This is a genomic window from Pseudomonas sp. EL_65y_Pfl2_R96 (genome assembly GCF_963970905.1).
Taxonomy (GTDB): Bacteria; Pseudomonadota; Gammaproteobacteria; order Pseudomonadales; family Pseudomonadaceae; genus Aquipseudomonas.
Map to the genome: position 1 here is coordinate 390,691 of NZ_CAXAQH010000001.1, position 17,223 is coordinate 407,913.

Genomic DNA, 17,223 nt, shown 5'->3' on the forward strand with positions numbered 1-17,223 from the left:
GCGGCGCTTAATGCGCCGCTTTTTCATTGAGTGGTTTACCGGTGGTTGACTCGGCCATCCCGATCGCCATCACGGTGATCGCCCCTACCGCCACGATGATCCGACCTATTGTGGCCTCGATAGTCATCGTTCCGACCGCCTCGTTGACGGCCGTCCCAGCCGCCGCGGTCATGACGGTCCCATCCACGATTCTGGTAGACGCGGTAGTCAGCTCGTGGCGCCGGCTGGTAATAACGTGGTGCCGATTGATAAACCCGCGGCTGGTGGTAATAACGCGGCGTTGGCTGGTAATACCGTGCAGGCGGTGAGTAATACCGGCGCGGCGCGGAGTAGTAACGGCCATCGGAGTAATAAGACCCGCCACCGGAGTAATACGGTGCTGGGGATGTGTAGACCTCGGAACGGTAATAGCCGGATCCTCCATCGGAATAGGGCACGCATGCACCAAGAGACAGTCCCGATAAACCAATCAGCAGAATTTGGCGGAGCTTTTTTTGACAGAGCATGGCGGCCTCCTGGACCGCGGGTGAGCCATGCCAGCGACGCTGGCAGGCGACAGTCAATTGTTCGCGACTGTCGAAAGATCAGACAGTGAAATCGGAATCTGGTGCGCTCTTGCAACACGTTGAAACAAGTAGTCGATGAAAGTTTTTTCATCTACCGAAAGAAAATGGCGCCTCCGTAAGACCGGACGCGCCATCGTATTCATGACCTGATCAACGATGCCCGCGATAGTGTCCACCGTGGTAATGACGGGGTCCACGTCCACCGTAGTAAAAATAGCGATAGCCCCCGTAAAAACGCGGGCCGCCGTAGTAGTAAGGAGAGTAGTAATAGCCAGGGTAGTAATAAGGTGTCGAATAAACGTCGGCACCACCTACGTAGTAATAGCAGCCGGACAAGCCCAAACCAAAAAACACACAGAGCAGTATTCGGCGGAGCTTTTTCTGACAAAGCATGGCGGCCTCCTGGAAGACCCGCAAACAGCAGTCGGCACAGGCCGGCTGACACCTGTTTTGACTTTCAAACCGGCACCGAGTGCCAGACGGCGTCTGGCCTTCAGATCAGCGGCCAGCTGCAGCCGGCTTGCGCAGGAGTGCTTGCCGGCCGATCATGCGCGGTCTCGGGCCAGACAAACCGGCCGTAACCGAATGCCCCCCTCATGAATAAGCCTGACCTCTGCCCGGCCTGCGGCGCCTCCAACGACTGCAGCCTGGCTGACCCGCGAACCGTCGATCATGCCTGTTGGTGCTACGGCGTCAGCATCGACCCGGCGGTGCTCCAGGCGCTGCCGGCCGAGCTGCGCGACAAGTCCTGCCTGTGCCCGGCCTGTGCCCGGGTCGAGGTGCAGTTGCAAGCAGCCGCCTGGCCGATCACGTAAGATGCTCCCCCCTTTTCCCACCGATCCCTAGTCATGCGCGTTGACCGCTTTCTCAGCAACCTGCCCCGCTTCAACCGCAAGCAGGTACGCCTGTTGCTGGTGGAAAAGCGCATCAGGGTCGACGGAAACATCGTCAGCGACCCTCACGCCGAGGTGCTCGAGTTCAGCCGCGTGGAAGTTGACGATGAGGTGCTGCAAGTCGGTAAACCGACCCGCTACTTCATGCTCCACAAACCGCCCGGCTGCGTCAGCGCCACCCGCGACCCGCAACACCCGACCGTGCTCGACCTCATCCATGAACCGGGCAAGGATGACCTGCACATTGCCGGTCGCCTGGACTTCAACACCACCGGCCTGATGCTGATCACCAACGACGGCACCTGGTCGCGACGCCTGACCCAACCGCAAACCAAACTGCCCAAGGTCTACTACGTCGAGACCGAGCAGGACATCACTGCCGAATACGCGATCACGTTCGCCAAAGGGCTGTATTTCGCCTTCGAAGACCTCACCACACAACCTGCCGAACTGGTCGTGCTCGGAGCAAAATCGGCGCGTTTGAGCATTGTCGAGGGCCGCTATCATCAGGTAAAACGGATGTTCGGCCACTTCGACAACAAGGTGTTGCGCCTGCACCGCGAACGCATGGGGCCGCTGCTGCTCGACGACGCGTTGAAGCCTGGCGAATACCGGCCGCTGAGCGACGAAGAGATCCGATTGATCTAAGCAGACGACCGCTCAGCAGAAGTTGTCGAACATTTTACGAAAGATACTTGCGCGATGACGTGACCCCTGCTTGAATCAGGACGTCGGCGCGAAATGTGACCGACGAGTCACCAAAACTACTCTAAGAAACTTTTTGCCGGCAGAGAACCCTCAGGTTCCGCATTCCCCCGGCAAACTGCCCGCTTATAACAATACCCGTCGACCGGCCTTCAATGGATCGACATGGGCCTTCAAAAATTCCAGGCGTATGCCTACCTGTCACAAAGCTCGTGCAATCTGATTTGCGCGCATACCCGCTTGCCAGGAGTCTTTGACATGAGGCCAGAAATCGCTGTGCTGGATATACAGGGTCAGTATCGGGTTTACACGGAGTTCTATCGCGCAGACGCCGCAGAGAAGACCATTATTCTGGTCAACGGCTCGATGTCCACGACTGCGTCGTTTGCACAGACCGTGAAAAACCTTTATCCGCAGTTCAATGTGGTGTGCTACGACCAGCCCTACGCGGGCAAGTCCAAAGCGCACAACCTGCATGAGAAAATGCTCACCAAGGAAATCGAAGGGCAGATCCTCCTTGAGCTGATCGACCACTTCGCCGCCGAACACGTGCTGTCGTTTTCCTTTGGTGGCGCTGCCACGCTCGTCGCCCTCGCCCAACGGCCACGGCGCATCGAAAAGGCTGTGATCAGCTCGTTCTCGCCGGTGGTCAACGAACACATGCTCGACTACCTTGAACGCGGTGTCGACTACCTCGGCAGCCGTGACGGTGACCGGGTCGGCCATCTGGTGAACAGCACCATTGGCAAACACCTGCCCTCGCTGTTCAAGCGCTTCAACTACCGTCACGTCAGCAGCTTGGCCGAACATGAATACGGGCAGATGCATTTCCACATCAACGACGTACTCAACAGCGACCGCCAGTGCTACCTGAACGCGGCGAAGAAAATCAACGTGCCGGTACTGTTCATGAACGGCGAATGGGACGAGTACACCACCGCCGCCGATGCCAGGCTGTTCGCTGGCCATGTGCAACACAGCACCTTCAGTACCCTTCAGGCCACCGGCCACTTTCTCGACATGGAACACAAAACCGCTTGCCAGGACAGCCGCAATGCACTGCTGGGCTTCCTGAAACCGGCGCAACTCGAAAGCCGACCGCGTTACCACTACGTCCAGGACCACCATGCACTGGCAATCTGAAACAGAGTCATCGCGAGCAAGCTCCGCCCTACCGTGTTGAACGCACTCCTGTAGGCGCGAGGCTTGCCCGCGATAGACCGCAAAGCGGTCTCTGGTTCGTTTCACCTGTGCTAAAGCCATCGCGCATAAAGAAAAACTTCAAATCCGCGCTCACATCTGGTACAAAGTCAGCCGCTCTGAGCGGGTGTCGTATAATGGCATTACTCCAGCTTCCCAAGCTGATAACGAGGGTTCGATTCCCTTCACCCGCTCCAATCAGATTTCAGTCTCACGTCGTTTCTTGACGGGGGATGCAGGTAAAGAAAAAACCGGCCTTGATGGTCGGTTTTTTTGTGTCTGGGATTTGGTGGAATCGGGCTCTGAGGCATCCCCCCATTTTCATCCGTTGTCCGCTGATCGATGAGTAAGTGCTCTCGGGGCGGTAGCGACTAATCTGAAGTCCGTTAGCGTTTTTTTCGAAAAACACGGGTTTATTATCAAATTTCATCAAGCGTTAATGTTTTCACATCTATGAAAATTAGCGTTTTCGCATATGATCGATCTTCTGTTAGCGTTTTTCTTGCCCCAGTAAAGGATTTCGTCAATGCAAGTCGGTTACAAGACCCTCGCGAACCGTTACGACATCGCACTGGCACAGCCTCTACGAGTCGACTCGATGATCGGCACTGTACGTGTCAGTCGCGAGAGTGACGGAAATGTGGAGAACCGGTATCCGGCAAGCTATCGGCCCGCAGACGATTTCGCAGGACATTTCGAATTCGGCCTCAAGTATGAAGAGATCCATCTCGAGTTCTTCGCCCGCCTGTTTGCGGTCATAGGTCCGCAGCCTGTCGAAGACTGGTGTCGACGGGAGCCATTCGGCCAGTATGCCCGTCGCACGGGATTCCTCTACGAATGGCTGACAGGACAACGTCTGGATGTGCCAGACGTGACCAATGGCGGCTATGTTGATGTACTTTCGCCAAAAGATTACCTGACTCGTCGCGAGGCACTGCGAACGCGGCGTTGGCGAGTTAATAACAACCTGCCGGGGACGGCTGAGTTCTGCCCCTTGGTTCGTCGTACGGCGCCAGTGCAGGACGCTCTGCAATTTGATCTGCGCGAGGCACTGGATGAATTGGACCAGGCCTTTGGCCCCGACATCCTGATGCGTACCGCCAGTTGGCTGACGTTCAAGGAATCGCGCGCGAGCTTTCTCATCGAAAAGGAAGCCGACCAGGCCGATCGCATCCAGCGGTTTGCCCATGTCATTGCCCAGTACTGCGGACATATCGAAGACCCGTTGAGCAACGACAGCCTGCACTCCCTGCAAGCCGGCATTCTGGGGTGTGACGCCATTGGACTGGGCTTGCGGCGCTCCCCTGTGTTTGTGGGGCAGGCCACGATGCGCGAGGACATCGTGCATTACATTGCCCCCCATTTCGCGGATCTTGCGCAGCTATTGGCAGGACTCAACGAGTTTGAGGTCGCAACGCGTGGTGCGGAATCAGTGGCACGTGCCGCAGTGTTGGCATTTGGCTTCGTGTACATCCATCCCATGCGCGATGGCAATGGCCGGATTCATCGCTTCCTTATCAACGACACCCTGATTCGGGATAAGGCAGTGCCCGACGGCGTAATACTGCCGGTGTCAGCCACAATCACGAGTTCGATCGACTTCAGGGCCGGCTACGACCGTACTCTCGAAGTGTTCTCGCGACCGTTCATGCGACGTTACGCAGCGGCCTATCGGTTCGGCGAACTCGTGACCTACGAGGACGGGACTCGCAGCAACTTCATCTTCGATGAATACGAGGACGCGTGTTTTGCCTGGCGGTATCCCGATCTGACCGAACATGTCCTGTACACCGCACGCGTCGTCGAGCACACGATTCGAAAAGAAATGGCGGATGAAGCCAGAGTACTGGTGATCTTTCAGCGAGCTCAGGAGCAGCTGAAAGAGGTACTGGAAATGCCAGACCTGGATGCGAACCGCATCATCCGCTCCATCAAGGAGAACAGCTGGGTAGTGCCCGGCAAGCTAAAGAAAGGGTACCCGCAGCTTGAAGATGAGCGCATGGCGGAACGCGTCGTGGAGGCCGTACGTTCTGCGTTTGAGGATCGAGAGATGGAGGTCGGCGAAGAGTGATTCTTCGGCGGACTCGGATAAGCCTTTGATTCCCCTTTTTTCACGCCCCTAATGCTGCCGCTGAATCTTGACACTGCAAATACCGCATGCTAGCGAGTGCTATACTTCCTACGAATTGCATCAAGTGTGCAGCGTTCCCCACGTGCACAGACATCGACTGCAAATCTCAGTTAACGGCTGCAAGACAGAGAAGGTCTACAGCCAATACGAGATGGGAGGTGTGGCATGAATCGGCACTATTACATCAGTGATAATCTCGACGATCTCGAAGCCGTTGAAAATGAACTGGAAGCCAACGGCATCAATACCGAACAAATTCATGTGCTCAGCGAAAAAGTGGCTGATGTTGAAGAACATCACCTCCACGAGGTTAACTCGCTGATGAAACAGGATGTTGTTCACTCTGGCGAGATTGGTGCGGTGATCGGTGTGCCACTCGCGGCACTGGTCCTTGGCGGCGCCTATTGGCTGGGCTGGACCGAATCCGCCGCAGGCTGGGTGCCTTTTATCTTCCTGGCCGTTGTTATATTTGGCTTCTGCATCTGGGAAGGCGGTTTTTTCGGGTTCCAGGTGCCGAATGCTCACTTCCGCAGTTTTAAACAGATGGTAGAAGAGGGCAAACATGTCTTCTTCGTGGATGTTGAACCGAACCAGGAATTGGTACTGGACCAGGTCATCGAACACCATCCAACGCTGAAGATCGCCGGCATGGGAGCGGCAGCACCCCACTGGACAGTCGCCTGGCAGCACAAATGGCATCAGTTCAAGCGAGTGATATCGGGTTAGCCCCTGGAGGCTGAAGGCCATCCGGCAGTGGATTATTGGCCGAAGAAAATGACCCGGCTGAGGAAAACATAGTCCGCCTCGGTGGCCATCAGCCCGACGAGCACCAGTAAGCACAACGGTGGCACCAATATGGCGTAGACCATGGCCAACCGTTCCCAGGCCATATGCATGAAGATGGAGACAATTAAACCTGCCTTCAACAACATGAACGTGATAATCAGGGCCCACCGAAGGTAGCCATGGAAGTGAAAGTAGTCGACCAGATACGACATCGTGCTGAGGACGAATAACAGCCCCCAGATTTTGAGGTACAAACTGATTGGATGTTGCTGACCCTGAGCATGTGCCATCACCCGTGCTCCTCTACCATAAATAGAAGAAAGCAAAAATAAACACCCACACCAAATCCACGAAGTGCCAGTAAAGCCCGGCTATCTCGACGTTCTGATAGTTTCCGGAGCGCTCATAATCTCCTCGCATGACTTTCATCGCCACAATGCTGAGGTAGATGGCGCCGATTGACACATGCAGCCCGTGAAAACCGGTAATCATGAAAAAGCTGGCACCAAATTGCGCCGCCCCCATGGGGTTCCCCCAGGGACGCACCCCTTCTGCGATGAGTTTGCTCCATTCAAATGCCTGCATGCTGACGAAGGTCACCCCCAAGGCAGCGGTCGCCAGCATCAGGGCAGCGGTTTTCGCGCGATCACGGCGATAGGCGAAGTTAACGGCCATGGCCATGGTGCCGCTGCTACTGATCAGCACAAAGGTCATGATGGCGATCAGAATAAGCGGGATTTCCTTACCAGCAATCGTCAACGCGAACACTTCACTGGGGTTCGGCCAGGCGGTGGTGATGGTCATGCGTACCGACATGTAGCCGGTTAAAAAACAGGTGAATATAAAAGTATCGCTGAGCAGGAATATCCACATCATCGCCTTGCCCCAAGGGACCTGCTTGAAGGCCTCTCTATCCGAGGACCAATCGCTGGCGATACCCTGCCATCCCGGTGCAGGCGGTGAGTCTGGTGGATTGGATTCGCCTGGGGCAAGTGGGTGCGATGCCATGGTTTTTCACCTCAGGCCGCAGAATCTGGCGATGGCTTCATAGGTCTCCGGCGTGCTGGCCAGCAAAGCGAATAGCACGAACCAAAGACCCAGCAAGTAATGCCAATAGGTGGTACAGAGCTCTATGCTGACGCTGAGTTGCGCCAACGGCACGCGACGCAGGAATTTAGCGACGATGATGCTCCAGGCTATCAGCCCGCCCAGCAAGTGGAGCCCATGCAGTCCGGTCAACAGGTAGAAGAAACTGTTGGCCGGATTGCTGGCGACAAAGTAGCCCCAGGCGACAAACTGCTGCCAGACCCAGAATTGCCCCACCAGAAAGGCAATGGCAAATACGCCCCCCAAGGCAAAACCAATGACCGTAGCGTCCAGTCGAGACTGCCGGGCGGCCATACGGCCCCCCTGCAGTGCGATGCAACTCAACACCAGAAAAGCCGAATTCAGCCATAGCTGCCAGAGATTGGCTAACGGCGCCAAGGGGTCTGTCAGGGGGAGCCAGTCGGCCATTTGTGAACGGGCAATAAAGGCGAACAGGAAGAGAAAGAATAACGAACTCACCACGACCAGAAACAAGCGCAGGCCCACTCTTGCGATTTGCCTTCTATCGGCACCCTCGGAGGCCTGAATACCCCCAGGGTCGCGACTCCAACTGCCGCTGGGGTCAGCACCGTCGGCGTTTCTCAATAGCAGCCTTTTCATGTTTTAACGTCCGCTATCTTGGTTCCGGCACTCAGTTGCCGCATCTGCTCCAGCTCCTCGGCGGAGACCGTTTGCGGAACGAAATCCTGTTCTATCCCCGGCACACTGTAGTCATAGGCCCAGCGATGCACGACCGGCAGCTTCGCTCCCCAGTTACCGTGAATCGGTGGGGTGTTCGGCGTTTGCCATTCCAGGCTGGCCGCGCCCCAGGGGTTACTGCCTGCGGGCTTGCCTTTAAATACACTCCAGGCCAGGTTGAACAGGAACAGCAACTGGGAAACGCCGACGGTCAATGCAATCACCGTAATGAAAGCATTCAGCTCTTGCGCCGACTGCGGAATGAACGCGTAGTTTTCATAGGCGTAGTAGCGGCGTGGCATACCCTGAAAACCCAGGTAGTGCATGGGGAAGAAGATGGCGTAGGTACCCAGAAAGGTAATCCAGAAATGCAACTTGCCCAGGGTGTCGTTCAACATGCGCCCGGTTACTTTGGGGAACCAATGATAAATGCCGCCGAACACCACCAGTACCGGTGCGACCCCCATGACCATATGAAAATGGGCTACGACGAAATAGGTGTCCGAGAGCGGAATATCCACAATCACATTGCCGAGAAACAACCCGGTCAGACCGCCGACCAGGAAGGTGACGATAAAGGCCAGGGCAAACAGCATCGGCACGGTCAGATGGATGTCGCCCCGCCACAGGGTCAGCACCCAGTTGTAGACTTTCAGTGCGGTCGGCACCGCGATGATCAAGGTGGTGACGGCGAAGAAAAAGCCAAAGTACGGGTTCATTCCGCTGACATACATGTGGTGCGCCCAGACCACAAAGCTGAGTACGCCAATCGCAATAATGGCCCACACCATCATTCGGTAGCCGAAGATATTTTTACGCGCATGCGTGCTGATCAAGTCGGAGACCAGGCCAAACGCAGGGAGCGCCACGATGTAGACCTCCGGGTGGCCGAAGAACCAGAACAGGTGCTGGAATAATATTGGGCTGCCACCCTGGTGATCGATCTGCTGCCCCAGCGAGATCATCGCCGGCATAAAGAAGCTGGTGCCCAATAGCTTGTCGAACAGCATCATGACAGCACTGACGAACAATGCCGGGAACGCCAGCAAGGCCATAATCGAGGCCATGAAGATTCCCCATACGGAGAGCGGCATGCGAAACAATGTCATGCCGTGCGTGCGCGCCTGCAACACCGTGGTGACGTAGTTCAACCCGCCCATGGTGGCTGCGACAATAAAGATCGCCAGCGAGACGAGCATCAGGACGATGCCCCACTCGAAACCCGGTGTCCCCTGAGAAATGGACTGTGGCGGATAGAGCGTCCAACCCGAACCGGTGGGGCCGCCAGGGACAAAGAAACTGGAGAGCAACACCACTACCGCTAGCAGGTAGAACCAGTAACTCAGCATGTTGACATAGGGGAAGACCATGTCGCGGGCGCCCACCATCAACGGGATCAGATAGTTACCGAAGCCACCCAGAAACAAGGCCGTCAGCAAGTAAATGACCATGATCATGCCGTGCATGGTCATCGCCTGATAGTAAGCACTGGCGTCCATGAACTCCAAAGTGCCGGGGAAGCCAATCTGTATGCGCATCAAGCCGGACAACACCACGGCGATAACGCCCACGAATATAGCCGTCAAGGAATATTGAATGGCTATGACCTTGTGGTCCTGGCTCCAGACATATTTGGTCAGGAAGCTTTTGGGTTCGTGCAGTGCTTCTGTTTCGGCTTGCTCCGCATAGGCCATCACGTCATCCTCCTGTCGAAGTTTCGGTGTATTCCTGGCTGCTTTACGGCGACTTCCCTGGTTCCGCCTTGCTCGCATCAGTGTCAGCATTCGCTTTGGATTTGATAAAAGCGATCAGGGCGTTCAACTCCTTGTCACTCGGAGTAAAGACCGGCATGACGGCTGCATAGCCCTTGACGATTTTGGCCGCGGGATTGAGAACCGAATCTTTTATATAGCCCTCATCGACCTTTATGCTCGTACCGTCGGCAAGGGTTTCGGTCTTGCCATACAGGCCCTGCCAACTGGGACCGACGCCCTTACTGCCATCGACACTGTGGCAGGCCAGACAGCCGAGCGACTCGGCCAACCGCTGCCCCTGCGCCGCCAAGTCGTCACCTGGGCCCGGCGCTTCGCTGGCAGAAACTTCATCATCTTGCCGCGCGGCACCCAGTGATTTGATCAGGGCGACGAGTGCACCCAGTTCATCGTCATTGAGAGTATAGGTCACCATGACCGGCGGGTAGCCTTGTACCAGGCGGGCCTTCGGATCGAGGATCGACTCTTTCAGGTAGGCCTCATCGACCAGCACACGGGTGCCGTCGGCAAGCTGTTCAGTGCGCCCGTACAACCCCTTCCATCCCGGGCCGAGACTGGCACTGCCATCCTGGCTATGGCAGGCACCGCAGCCGTATTTTTCGACCAACAGGCGGCCTTTTTCCAGCACGCTATCCCGACTGGGCTTGGTAGCGGTCGTTAATGTCTGGGCAAAAGTCGGCTGGCTGCTCAGCCATTGATCGAAGGCGCCCTGCTCTTCCACGATCATCTGGCCGCGCATGTTGTAATGACCTACACCACAATACTCAGCACAAAGGATTTCATACTTCCCGGTTTTAGTCGGAGTAAACCAAAAGTACGACACCATCCCTGGCACCATGTCCATCTTGCTGCGAATTTGCGGCACATAAAAATTGTGCAGCACATCTTTAGAACGCAGTAAAACTTTTACCGGTTTATCGAGCGGAAGACGAACTTCATTGTTTTTTATCAGCACATCGTCCTGCCCGGCAGGATCTTTGGGATCAAGGCCGAAGGGATTGGCGGCATCAACAAACTTGATATCCGATTTGCCCAGCTTCCCGTCCTGGCCGGGAAAACGAAAGGCCCACTGCCACTGCTGGGCGATCACCTCAAGCTCATAAGCATTTTTCGGCACCCGGATGAAATCACTGTAAACAACCAGACCTGGCGCCAACATCCCGACAATGCCTACCGAGGTCACGACAATTAACCATAATTCCAACTTTTTACTTTCTGGCTGGTAATGCGCCCTGGAACCCTCCTTGTGACGATAACGCATCACGGCTACCGCCATGAATACCGTAATAGCGATGAAGAATACTCCGCTAATGATCAGGGTGATGAACAGGGTGGTGTCTATTGACCCCCAGTTGGAAGCTGCCGGTGTCGCATGCCAAGGCGCCAGTATGTGGAAGAGCACTGATGCAATAACGATTAGTATTAAGATAATTGCTATTGCCATTTTCTCGTCATCCTATGCCTGTTGCTCATTGGCTTGCAAAAGCATCACCACTAAACAGCATAGATTGAGAAGGCCAAGGCGCAGGCGCGGTCGAAGGTCGAACAAGGGAGGAAGGCAGGCAAGCGAGGCCCGGTTGCCAGCTATACTCAATTTCAGATTACGGACGGCAGAGGTCGGCCAGAAGCGCCCCCGATGACGTACCCTGCCCCGAGAAGAGACAAGAGCTGCCGAGTCCAGCAGTCCACGACGGAGGTTTCGTCATGAGTACCCTGACAATCGAAGGCTGGTGCAAAACCAGCCCCGACCAAAAGTCCACCCCGACGGGTGAGATCCATTTTTACGTCGATGGCCCCCTCCATCTGCGTCTGGAGCAAGCTGAAGAACGCCTGCAGAAGACCCATGAGCGTGAAGTCATGGTCGATGTCGACATGAGCTCAATGGATTTGATCTTGCCAGAGGGGTACGGCCCCTTGTCCGACTGCCAAATGCGCGTTTATTTGCACCATGAGCGCGGTCAGTTCCATTTGGTCGGGCATCGAGCGAGCGATGGAAGCCTGATCTATACCAACGCGGTTTTGATTGATCAGCTGCTTTAGAAGCACGATGTCCTGCCTCATCGACGAGAGCAGCGTATTTATCCCCGGGCCGTCAGGTTTAAATCCCCGAAGTATCCGTTTAGAAATAAAAATGCCAGTCAGACTAACTGACTGGCATTCCCCTTGAAGGGCCCTTTTGTACTCAACCATGCAGATCCAGTCCGTCTGGTGTGCTGCGTTCAATCTGTTGCAGAAAAGCCAGAAACTCCTTGACTCGATGGCGCTGGGTAATCCGTCCGATGACTTGGCCGGTCATGATGTCGAAAGCCCTAATTTCGATATGTAGGAAAACTCCGACAACCAACACATCGAAAAACAAGTACGACAAAATATTACTTCAAAACAAGAAACACCAAATTGTTACAAGTCACTACCCCGCCATTGAACACCTCCCAATTCCCGACCTATACTTTTCACCCATTGAATTTGGATGATCAATAGCGAGAAACTAACAAAAATAGATAGGGAGTTATCCGCATGCAAAGAAACAACGTTACTTCTACATACCTACTTCTTGCGGCATTGTTTTGTCCTCTCGGTAGTTTTGCGCAACAAGCCCCCGCCACTGCCACTGCCACTGCCGATACTCGGGCTCTGGCATCCTCTCCTCGATGGCTGACAACCAAGGTCTATATAGAGGGTTTACCGCAAACGGACGTAAAAGCGAATTATCCTGGAGTGGTCGGAATATCGACGTGGGATCCCGAACGCAATCGCTATGAGTTCTTTTACACCGATACGGGAAAATCAAAGTACAACAATGGTGGTGGAGGTTACTTTTTTGTCACTGGTGATCAAAAAAACCACATCTTAGTGCCCGATGTCGGGCCAACCAAAACTGTGATCAGGCGATTGGAAAAGTTGAACCCAGATGAATTCACCTATTCTCGCGAAGTGCCTCGCGACATGGTAGACAATAACCCTTTGGTGCGTATTTATGTAGTTCATACCCCCTACACCGGAACAATAGAAACAAAGTCCGCCATGAAGCCAGATGCAAACATCACAAACTGAAAGCAATCGCCCACAGCACACTAAATGATCCAGTCAGTTCCGCTGGAGTAGCGCTAACGCTTGAAACCAATCTTTTTTTCCGAATAAAACATGGAGTTTCAAAATGCAGAAATCACTCAAAACACTCCTTGTATCTACGCTGCTGATATCCTCGGCCTTCTGCGGCGTTGTCAATGCGCAGTCCACAACAAATTCCCCTGCAAAAAATGCCGTTGCCACGCCAGATAATGCCGTCATGCTGACCGTATTTTTAAAGCACGATCAATCACGGCCATTGGACGAACTAAAGGCTCAACTTGCCAAGCAAGGATTCTATAAGGCATTTCCACCTGCGGGAGTAGAGATTGTCAGTTGGAACATAATGATGGGTATCGGACAAGTCGTCACAGTGCGCTTCCCAGCCTCCCGTCTTGCTGAAGTAAACCTTGCACTTGAAAATACAGCGTGGGGAAGTTACAGAACCGAGTTCTATCCGACCTATGATTTCAAAGCGATAGCACTGGCGGAACAAAACAAAGCGCAGCAAACGCAAACTGCCCAGTGATGCTAGTTGACTGAGCGGTTAATTAATTTATCTACCGGTAACGTATACCGTGCGTCCAATGTCATGGATTGGTTATGCGCATGGCCCAACCTGCTTCCCCCTTCGCTTTAACGCCTTCCGATCTCATCGCCCTGCAAGGTTGGTTGCACATGAGTTCGCTGGAACATAGCCTCGCCCAGCGAGCGCGCATTCTGCTTCTACTGGCTGATGGATTGACGCCCAAGGCCGTCAGCGAGTAGTTGCAGATCACGCCGCCAACGGTATTCAAGTGGCGAAAACGTTATCGGGAGGCGGGAATCGAAGGGTTGAGCAATCTGCCGCGCAGCGGCCAGCCATTCAAACTTTGGCCCGAAAAAATCAACGAAATCCTGACGTGCCCCCCCCTGGAAGCCACTCACAGGAGCGTTCGTTTGGTGGCCAAGTATGCGCGGGTCACCACGTGGCAGGTTCGGCAGGTCTGGGCCGCTTCCGACCCCAAACCCCATTGCCTGAAGAGCTTCAAAATCAGCAACGATCCTCATTTCGCCGGTACATAAGGCGAAGCTGAGCGTGATAGAAAATAAATCTATGGATTAACCGCCCGGGCCACTAGATCGTCTAGAGCGTGTAAGAAATACCGACCTGAACGGTTCTTGGCTCACCAGGGTAGGCATAAACATTGCCGAAGGCGCCTTCTTCATAGTCACGGTCGAACAGGTTCTTCACATCGAGATTAAGCCTGACCTGGTCATTGACCTTGTAGAAACCAAGCAGATCGACAACTGTGTAGCTGCCCATCGAAAACGCCGTGTTAGCGGTTTGGCCCGCACGCTCATCGACGTATTTACCCCCCACACCCAAGCCTAACCCTTTGAAAGTGCCATCCTGGAACTCGTAGACGTTGAGCAGGCTGAAGCTGTTCTGCGGAATGTTCATCAGCCGGGTTCCCGACTGGATCACATTGTCCTTGGTGACCTCGGCATCGACATAGGCATAGCCGCCAATCACCCGCCATTCTGGAGTCAGATTGCCTGCCACGTTCAGATCAAAGCCACGGCTGCGTACTTCGCCAGCCGCCACGCTGAATGTAGAGTCCACGGGGTCGGTGGTGAGGACGTTGCGTTTTTCAATCTGGTATATCGCCGCGTCAACGCTCAACTGGCGATCCAGGGCTTCCCATTTGATACCCATCTCATAAGACTTGCCCTTTTCCGGCTCAAAGCCACCGCCCTGACGGCTGGCCCCCGTATTGGGCTTGAAAGAGCGTGCTGCATCGGCATACACCGCCACAGTATCGGTCAGGTCGTAAATCACCCCGAGACGCGGCGTCACCGCGTTGTCGCTCGCAGCCCAGCTTCTGCCACCCGGTACAAAGTTTTCGTATTCATGCTCAAAGCGCTCGAAACGGGCACCCGCCAAGACTTTTAAACGCTCGGTCAACGCTACCTGATCCTGAACGAAGGCCGCGTATGTCTTGAGGTTTTCCTTGTCGTTGGTCGGGGTACGGGTCAGGGCTGGACGAGGCTGGCCGTACACCGGATTGAAGAGGTCGATCGAATAGGCGCCGACCGCTCCGCTGGAGCGCTGGATGATGGACTTGTAGTCATAATCCTCGTACTCGACACCGGTCAACAGCGTGTGATCGAAGCCGCCCGTGGAGAAATGCCCGGTGAGGTTCAGTTGAGTGTCTTTGTCCGTCCATTCCAGCTTGCGGTAGCTGAAGTTACGACCCAGCGTGCGCCCATCAGCGGCGACACCATTGGCTTCAATTGCGTTGCCCTGCAAGGTGCCATCGAGCCATTGAAAACCACCACCCAATGTCCAGTCATCACTTAGCAGGTGCTCGAACCGCAGTTGCGCCATGTTGTTGTCGTTGTGTAATTTGCCCGCGTCTTTTTCACCGAAGAAGGTGTCACGGGATGCTGTGCCAATCTGATTCGGATAGCGCGTCACACCGCGATCCAGCGGGTGATTGTTGCGCATGAAGTCGCCCTCGAAAATCACCTTGGTGTCGTCGTTGGCCTGCCAGGATAGTACCGGTGTCACACCATAACGTTCGGTTTCGACATGGTCACGGAAGGTATCCCCGCCCTCGCCCACCACATTCAGGCGATAGGCCAGACGACCTTCTTCGTCGAGCGGGCCAGAGGCATCCAGCGTGCCGCGCTGCATACCCTGGTCGTCCAGTTGGCTGCCCAGTGTTACCGTGCGTTCTGCCAGCGGCTGTTTGGAGACCACGTTGAACGTGCCACCAGGGTCGCCCCGGCCATAGAGCATGGTCGCTGGGCCGCGCAGTACCTCCAGCCGCTCGATGGTGTTGGCATCAGGCATGTTCGGATAACCACGGTTGATCGGAAAACCGTTGCGATAAAACTCACCGGTGGTAAATCCACGCACCGTAAAAGTGGTCAGCCCCTGACCACCGAAGTTGTTGGCCCGCCCCACTCCGCCAGCATAATCGAGTGCGTCCTGAAGACGAGTTGCACCGATGTCCTCTACAACATCCTTGGACACCACGCTGATGGACTGCGGCGTCTCGTGAATCGCAGTGTCGGTTCGCGTCGCACTGGCCGACCGCGTTGCGTGATACCCCTTCACCGGCCCTTGTGCCGTTTCATAATCCGTCGTACCGATGATGTCGGTCGCTTGCAACTCCAGACTGGTCTTTTCCGTAGCGGCTTGCTCTGCCCATGTAGAAGGAGAAAACGCCTGAAGCACACAGATAGAAAGCAGAGTACGACGCATTGATGATGAACCTTGGTGAAGAAGCCAAATGGAATGGCATACGTGCCAATAATTTGCGGCGAATGGTATACCGTACCGACAGCTTTTGATACGTATTCGCATTTGAATTCTTCACGGAGCTCACCAAAGGGCTCCAGGGACAAACCAACGGGACAAACGATCAAGCGTGTGTCCCTTTATTCGTCAGCGCGTCGCCACCATGAACAACCGCGGAAACGGCAGCAGCACCGAGCCATCGCTCAGCGCTGGATAAGCCTGCTCGATCGCCGTCTGATACTGCTTGAGACACTGCGCCCGCTGCGCGTCATCCAGCGGTTCGAGAAAAGGCCGCAAACCGGAGCCCTTGAACCACTCGACCACGCCCGATGCGCCGTCCGCGAGCGGGTGATAGTAAGTGGTGCGCCATACATCGACCCGAGTGCAGTGGGCACGCAGCATCGAGTAGTAGCCGCCAGCATCCTCCATTTCCGTTCGCAGGCTAGCGGCCCTTGCCAGTTTGTCAGCCCAAGGGCCGTTCGCTGCGACCTCGCGCATCAACCGGTGTGACGGTTCGTTGAGGTTGTCGGGCATCTGGATCGCCAGGCTACCGCCGGGCGCGAGCCTGGCCACCAATGAAGGCAACAACCGGGCGTGATCGGGCAGCCACTGCAACACCGCGTTGGCGAAAATCACGTCGAACGGGCCGGTCTCGTTCCAGGTATCAATGTCAGCAGTGTCGAAACGCAGGTGAGGTAAGCGCTCGCGAGCGGCCTCGATCATATCGGGCGAACTGTCCACCCCTCGCACCGCGGCATTGGGAAAGCGCTGCACCAGCAACTCGGTGGAATTACCGGGGCCACAACCAATGTCGATTGCCGATCGAACGTCCACCGCGGGGATGGCGGCCAGCAAGTCACGCGCCGGGCGCGTGCGTTCATCTTCAAAAGCTACGTATTGTTTGGCGGACCAACTCATGTCGCTCTCCTGTCGGTACATGGTTGTAGCCAGAGGCCGACAACCGGTTCGCTACGATACATTGACCGGTGTGCTCTGCCCTATCTCGACTTTTTGAGAGCATAGGGAT

The 17,223-nt window shown here is 55.3% G+C and carries 17 protein-coding genes, 1 tRNA gene and 2 pseudogenes; 10 read left to right on the top strand and 10 right to left on the bottom strand.

What is annotated here, in order from left to right; all coding sequences use genetic code 11:
• Nucleotides 1-35: 35 nt before the first annotated feature.
• On the bottom strand, nt 36-506 hold the full coding sequence (locus AACY49_RS01755; protein ID WP_339521471.1) for a hypothetical protein: 471 nt from the start codon (nt 504-506) through the stop codon (nt 36-38).
• 210 nt (nt 507-716) lie between these two features.
• Nucleotides 717-959 (bottom strand): hypothetical protein, encoded by a 243-nt coding sequence (locus AACY49_RS01760; protein ID WP_258697145.1) that lies wholly within the window; start codon nt 957-959, stop codon nt 717-719.
• 203 nt (nt 960-1,162) lie between these two features.
• On the opposite strand from AACY49_RS01760, the gene AACY49_RS01765 reads away from it, so the two are divergent.
• The 6 genes from AACY49_RS01765 to AACY49_RS01790 all read left to right on the top strand — a co-directional run bounded on the left by AACY49_RS01765 (nt 1,163) and on the right by AACY49_RS01790 (nt 6,221).
• Nucleotides 1,163-1,381 (top strand): cysteine-rich CWC family protein, encoded by a 219-nt coding sequence (locus AACY49_RS01765; RefSeq protein WP_258697146.1) that lies wholly within the window; start codon nt 1,163-1,165, stop codon nt 1,379-1,381.
• Between the two features lie 33 nt (nt 1,382-1,414).
• Nucleotides 1,415-2,107 (top strand): pseudouridine synthase, encoded by a 693-nt coding sequence (locus AACY49_RS01770; protein WP_339521472.1) that lies wholly within the window; start codon nt 1,415-1,417, stop codon nt 2,105-2,107.
• 315 nt (nt 2,108-2,422) lie between these two features.
• Entirely contained in the window at nt 2,423-3,307 is an 885-nt protein-coding gene (locus tag AACY49_RS01775; RefSeq protein ID WP_258697148.1) for an alpha/beta fold hydrolase, read from the top strand.
• 180 nt (nt 3,308-3,487) lie between these two features.
• Nucleotides 3,488-3,561, top strand: a tRNA-Gly gene (locus tag AACY49_RS01780).
• Nucleotides 3,562-3,890: 329 nt separating this feature from the next.
• Complete coding sequence (locus AACY49_RS01785; protein ID WP_339521473.1) at nt 3,891-5,435, top strand: Fic family protein; 1,545 nt, start codon at nt 3,891-3,893, stop codon at nt 5,433-5,435.
• A gap of 225 nt (nt 5,436-5,660) precedes the next feature.
• The gene (locus tag AACY49_RS01790; protein ID WP_258697195.1) at nt 5,661-6,221 is read left to right on the top strand and encodes a magnesium transporter; all 561 of its coding nucleotides are present in this window, start codon (nt 5,661-5,663) and stop codon (nt 6,219-6,221) included.
• Nucleotides 6,222-6,253: 32 nt separating this feature from the next.
• Here AACY49_RS01790 and AACY49_RS01795 read toward each other — a convergent pair whose 3' ends face one another.
• From AACY49_RS01795 to AACY49_RS01815, 5 genes are read right to left on the bottom strand one after another with little or no spacing between them, the layout of a single operon-like run.
• Nucleotides 6,254-6,571: a cytochrome C oxidase subunit IV family protein gene (locus AACY49_RS01795; RefSeq protein WP_007935708.1), complete on the bottom strand. Its 318-nt coding sequence runs from the start codon at nt 6,569-6,571 to the stop codon at nt 6,254-6,256.
• Between the two features lie 13 nt (nt 6,572-6,584).
• On the bottom strand, nt 6,585-7,289 hold the full coding sequence (locus AACY49_RS01800) for a heme-copper oxidase subunit III family protein (RefSeq protein WP_258697196.1): 705 nt from the start codon (nt 7,287-7,289) through the stop codon (nt 6,585-6,587).
• A 6-nt stretch (nt 7,290-7,295) separates the two neighbouring features.
• A complete protein-coding gene (locus tag AACY49_RS01805; RefSeq protein ID WP_339521474.1) occupies nt 7,296-7,988 on the bottom strand; it encodes a cytochrome c oxidase subunit 3 in 693 nt (230 codons plus the stop codon).
• A complete protein-coding gene (ctaD, locus tag AACY49_RS01810) occupies nt 7,985-9,760 on the bottom strand; it encodes a cytochrome c oxidase subunit I (protein ID WP_339521563.1) in 1,776 nt (591 codons plus the stop codon). The genes AACY49_RS01805 and ctaD overlap by 4 nt, the downstream gene beginning before the upstream one ends.
• Before the next feature lie 43 nt (nt 9,761-9,803).
• The gene (locus tag AACY49_RS01815) at nt 9,804-11,282 is read right to left on the bottom strand and encodes a cytochrome c oxidase subunit II (protein WP_339521475.1); all 1,479 of its coding nucleotides are present in this window, start codon (nt 11,280-11,282) and stop codon (nt 9,804-9,806) included.
• Nucleotides 11,283-11,542: 260 nt separating this feature from the next.
• On the opposite strand from AACY49_RS01815, the gene AACY49_RS01820 reads away from it, so the two are divergent.
• Nucleotides 11,543-11,878 carry a hypothetical protein gene (locus AACY49_RS01820; protein ID WP_339521476.1) on the top strand — a complete coding sequence of 112 codons (336 nt, stop codon included), beginning with the start codon at nt 11,543-11,545 and terminating at the stop codon, nt 11,876-11,878.
• A 148-nt stretch (nt 11,879-12,026) separates the two neighbouring features.
• Here the strand turns inward: AACY49_RS01820 and AACY49_RS01825 are convergent.
• Nucleotides 12,027-12,146 (bottom strand): annotated as a pseudogene (locus AACY49_RS01825) (IS630 family transposase); the annotation flags it as partial.
• Nucleotides 12,147-12,355: 209 nt separating this feature from the next.
• On the opposite strand from AACY49_RS01825, the gene AACY49_RS01830 reads away from it, so the two are divergent.
• From AACY49_RS01830 to AACY49_RS01840, 3 genes and pseudogenes are all read left to right on the top strand, one after another.
• The gene (locus AACY49_RS01830; protein ID WP_339521477.1) at nt 12,356-12,892 is read left to right on the top strand and encodes a DUF4822 domain-containing protein; all 537 of its coding nucleotides are present in this window, start codon (nt 12,356-12,358) and stop codon (nt 12,890-12,892) included.
• A 103-nt stretch (nt 12,893-12,995) separates the two neighbouring features.
• Entirely contained in the window at nt 12,996-13,436 is a 441-nt protein-coding gene (locus tag AACY49_RS01835) for a hypothetical protein (protein ID WP_258697201.1), read from the top strand.
• Nucleotides 13,437-13,516: 80 nt separating this feature from the next.
• Nucleotides 13,517-13,963 (top strand): annotated as a pseudogene (locus AACY49_RS01840) (helix-turn-helix domain-containing protein); the annotation flags it as partial.
• 70 nt (nt 13,964-14,033) lie between these two features.
• Here the strand turns inward: AACY49_RS01840 and AACY49_RS01845 are convergent.
• On the bottom strand, nt 14,034-16,160 hold the full coding sequence (locus AACY49_RS01845) for a TonB-dependent siderophore receptor (RefSeq protein ID WP_258697202.1): 2,127 nt from the start codon (nt 16,158-16,160) through the stop codon (nt 14,034-14,036).
• A gap of 183 nt (nt 16,161-16,343) precedes the next feature.
• On the bottom strand, nt 16,344-17,114 hold the full coding sequence (gene tam / locus AACY49_RS01850) for a trans-aconitate 2-methyltransferase (RefSeq protein ID WP_339521478.1): 771 nt from the start codon (nt 17,112-17,114) through the stop codon (nt 16,344-16,346).
• Nucleotides 17,115-17,223: the final 109 nt, after the last annotated feature.

What these genes read in the sequence shown, in the direction of transcription:
- AACY49_RS01755 (WP_339521471.1), bottom strand. Translation starts at nt 506, where the DNA reads ATGCTCTGTCAAAAAAAGCTCCGCCAAATTCTGCTGATTGGTTTATCG.
- AACY49_RS01760 (WP_258697145.1), bottom strand. Translation starts at nt 959, where the DNA reads ATGCTTTGTCAGAAAAAGCTCCGCCGAATACTGCTCTGTGTGTTTTTT.
- AACY49_RS01765 (WP_258697146.1), top strand. Translation starts at nt 1,163, where the DNA reads ATGAATAAGCCTGACCTCTGCCCGGCCTGCGGCGCCTCCAACGACTGC.
- AACY49_RS01770 (WP_339521472.1), top strand. Translation starts at nt 1,415, where the DNA reads ATGCGCGTTGACCGCTTTCTCAGCAACCTGCCCCGCTTCAACCGCAAG.
- AACY49_RS01775 (WP_258697148.1), top strand. Translation starts at nt 2,423, where the DNA reads ATGAGGCCAGAAATCGCTGTGCTGGATATACAGGGTCAGTATCGGGTT.
- AACY49_RS01785 (WP_339521473.1), top strand. Translation starts at nt 3,891, where the DNA reads ATGCAAGTCGGTTACAAGACCCTCGCGAACCGTTACGACATCGCACTG.
- AACY49_RS01790 (WP_258697195.1), top strand. Translation starts at nt 5,661, where the DNA reads ATGAATCGGCACTATTACATCAGTGATAATCTCGACGATCTCGAAGCC.
- AACY49_RS01795 (WP_007935708.1), bottom strand. Translation starts at nt 6,571, where the DNA reads ATGGCACATGCTCAGGGTCAGCAACATCCAATCAGTTTGTACCTCAAA.
- AACY49_RS01800 (WP_258697196.1), bottom strand. Translation starts at nt 7,289, where the DNA reads ATGGCATCGCACCCACTTGCCCCAGGCGAATCCAATCCACCAGACTCA.
- AACY49_RS01805 (WP_339521474.1), bottom strand. Translation starts at nt 7,988, where the DNA reads ATGAAAAGGCTGCTATTGAGAAACGCCGACGGTGCTGACCCCAGCGGC.
- ctaD (WP_339521563.1), bottom strand. Translation starts at nt 9,760, where the DNA reads ATGGCCTATGCGGAGCAAGCCGAAACAGAAGCACTGCACGAACCCAAA.
- AACY49_RS01815 (WP_339521475.1), bottom strand. Translation starts at nt 11,282, where the DNA reads ATGGCAATAGCAATTATCTTAATACTAATCGTTATTGCATCAGTGCTC.
- AACY49_RS01820 (WP_339521476.1), top strand. Translation starts at nt 11,543, where the DNA reads ATGAGTACCCTGACAATCGAAGGCTGGTGCAAAACCAGCCCCGACCAA.
- AACY49_RS01830 (WP_339521477.1), top strand. Translation starts at nt 12,356, where the DNA reads ATGCAAAGAAACAACGTTACTTCTACATACCTACTTCTTGCGGCATTG.
- AACY49_RS01835 (WP_258697201.1), top strand. Translation starts at nt 12,996, where the DNA reads ATGCAGAAATCACTCAAAACACTCCTTGTATCTACGCTGCTGATATCC.
- AACY49_RS01845 (WP_258697202.1), bottom strand. Translation starts at nt 16,160, where the DNA reads ATGCGTCGTACTCTGCTTTCTATCTGTGTGCTTCAGGCGTTTTCTCCT.
- tam (WP_339521478.1), bottom strand. Translation starts at nt 17,114, where the DNA reads ATGAGTTGGTCCGCCAAACAATACGTAGCTTTTGAAGATGAACGCACG.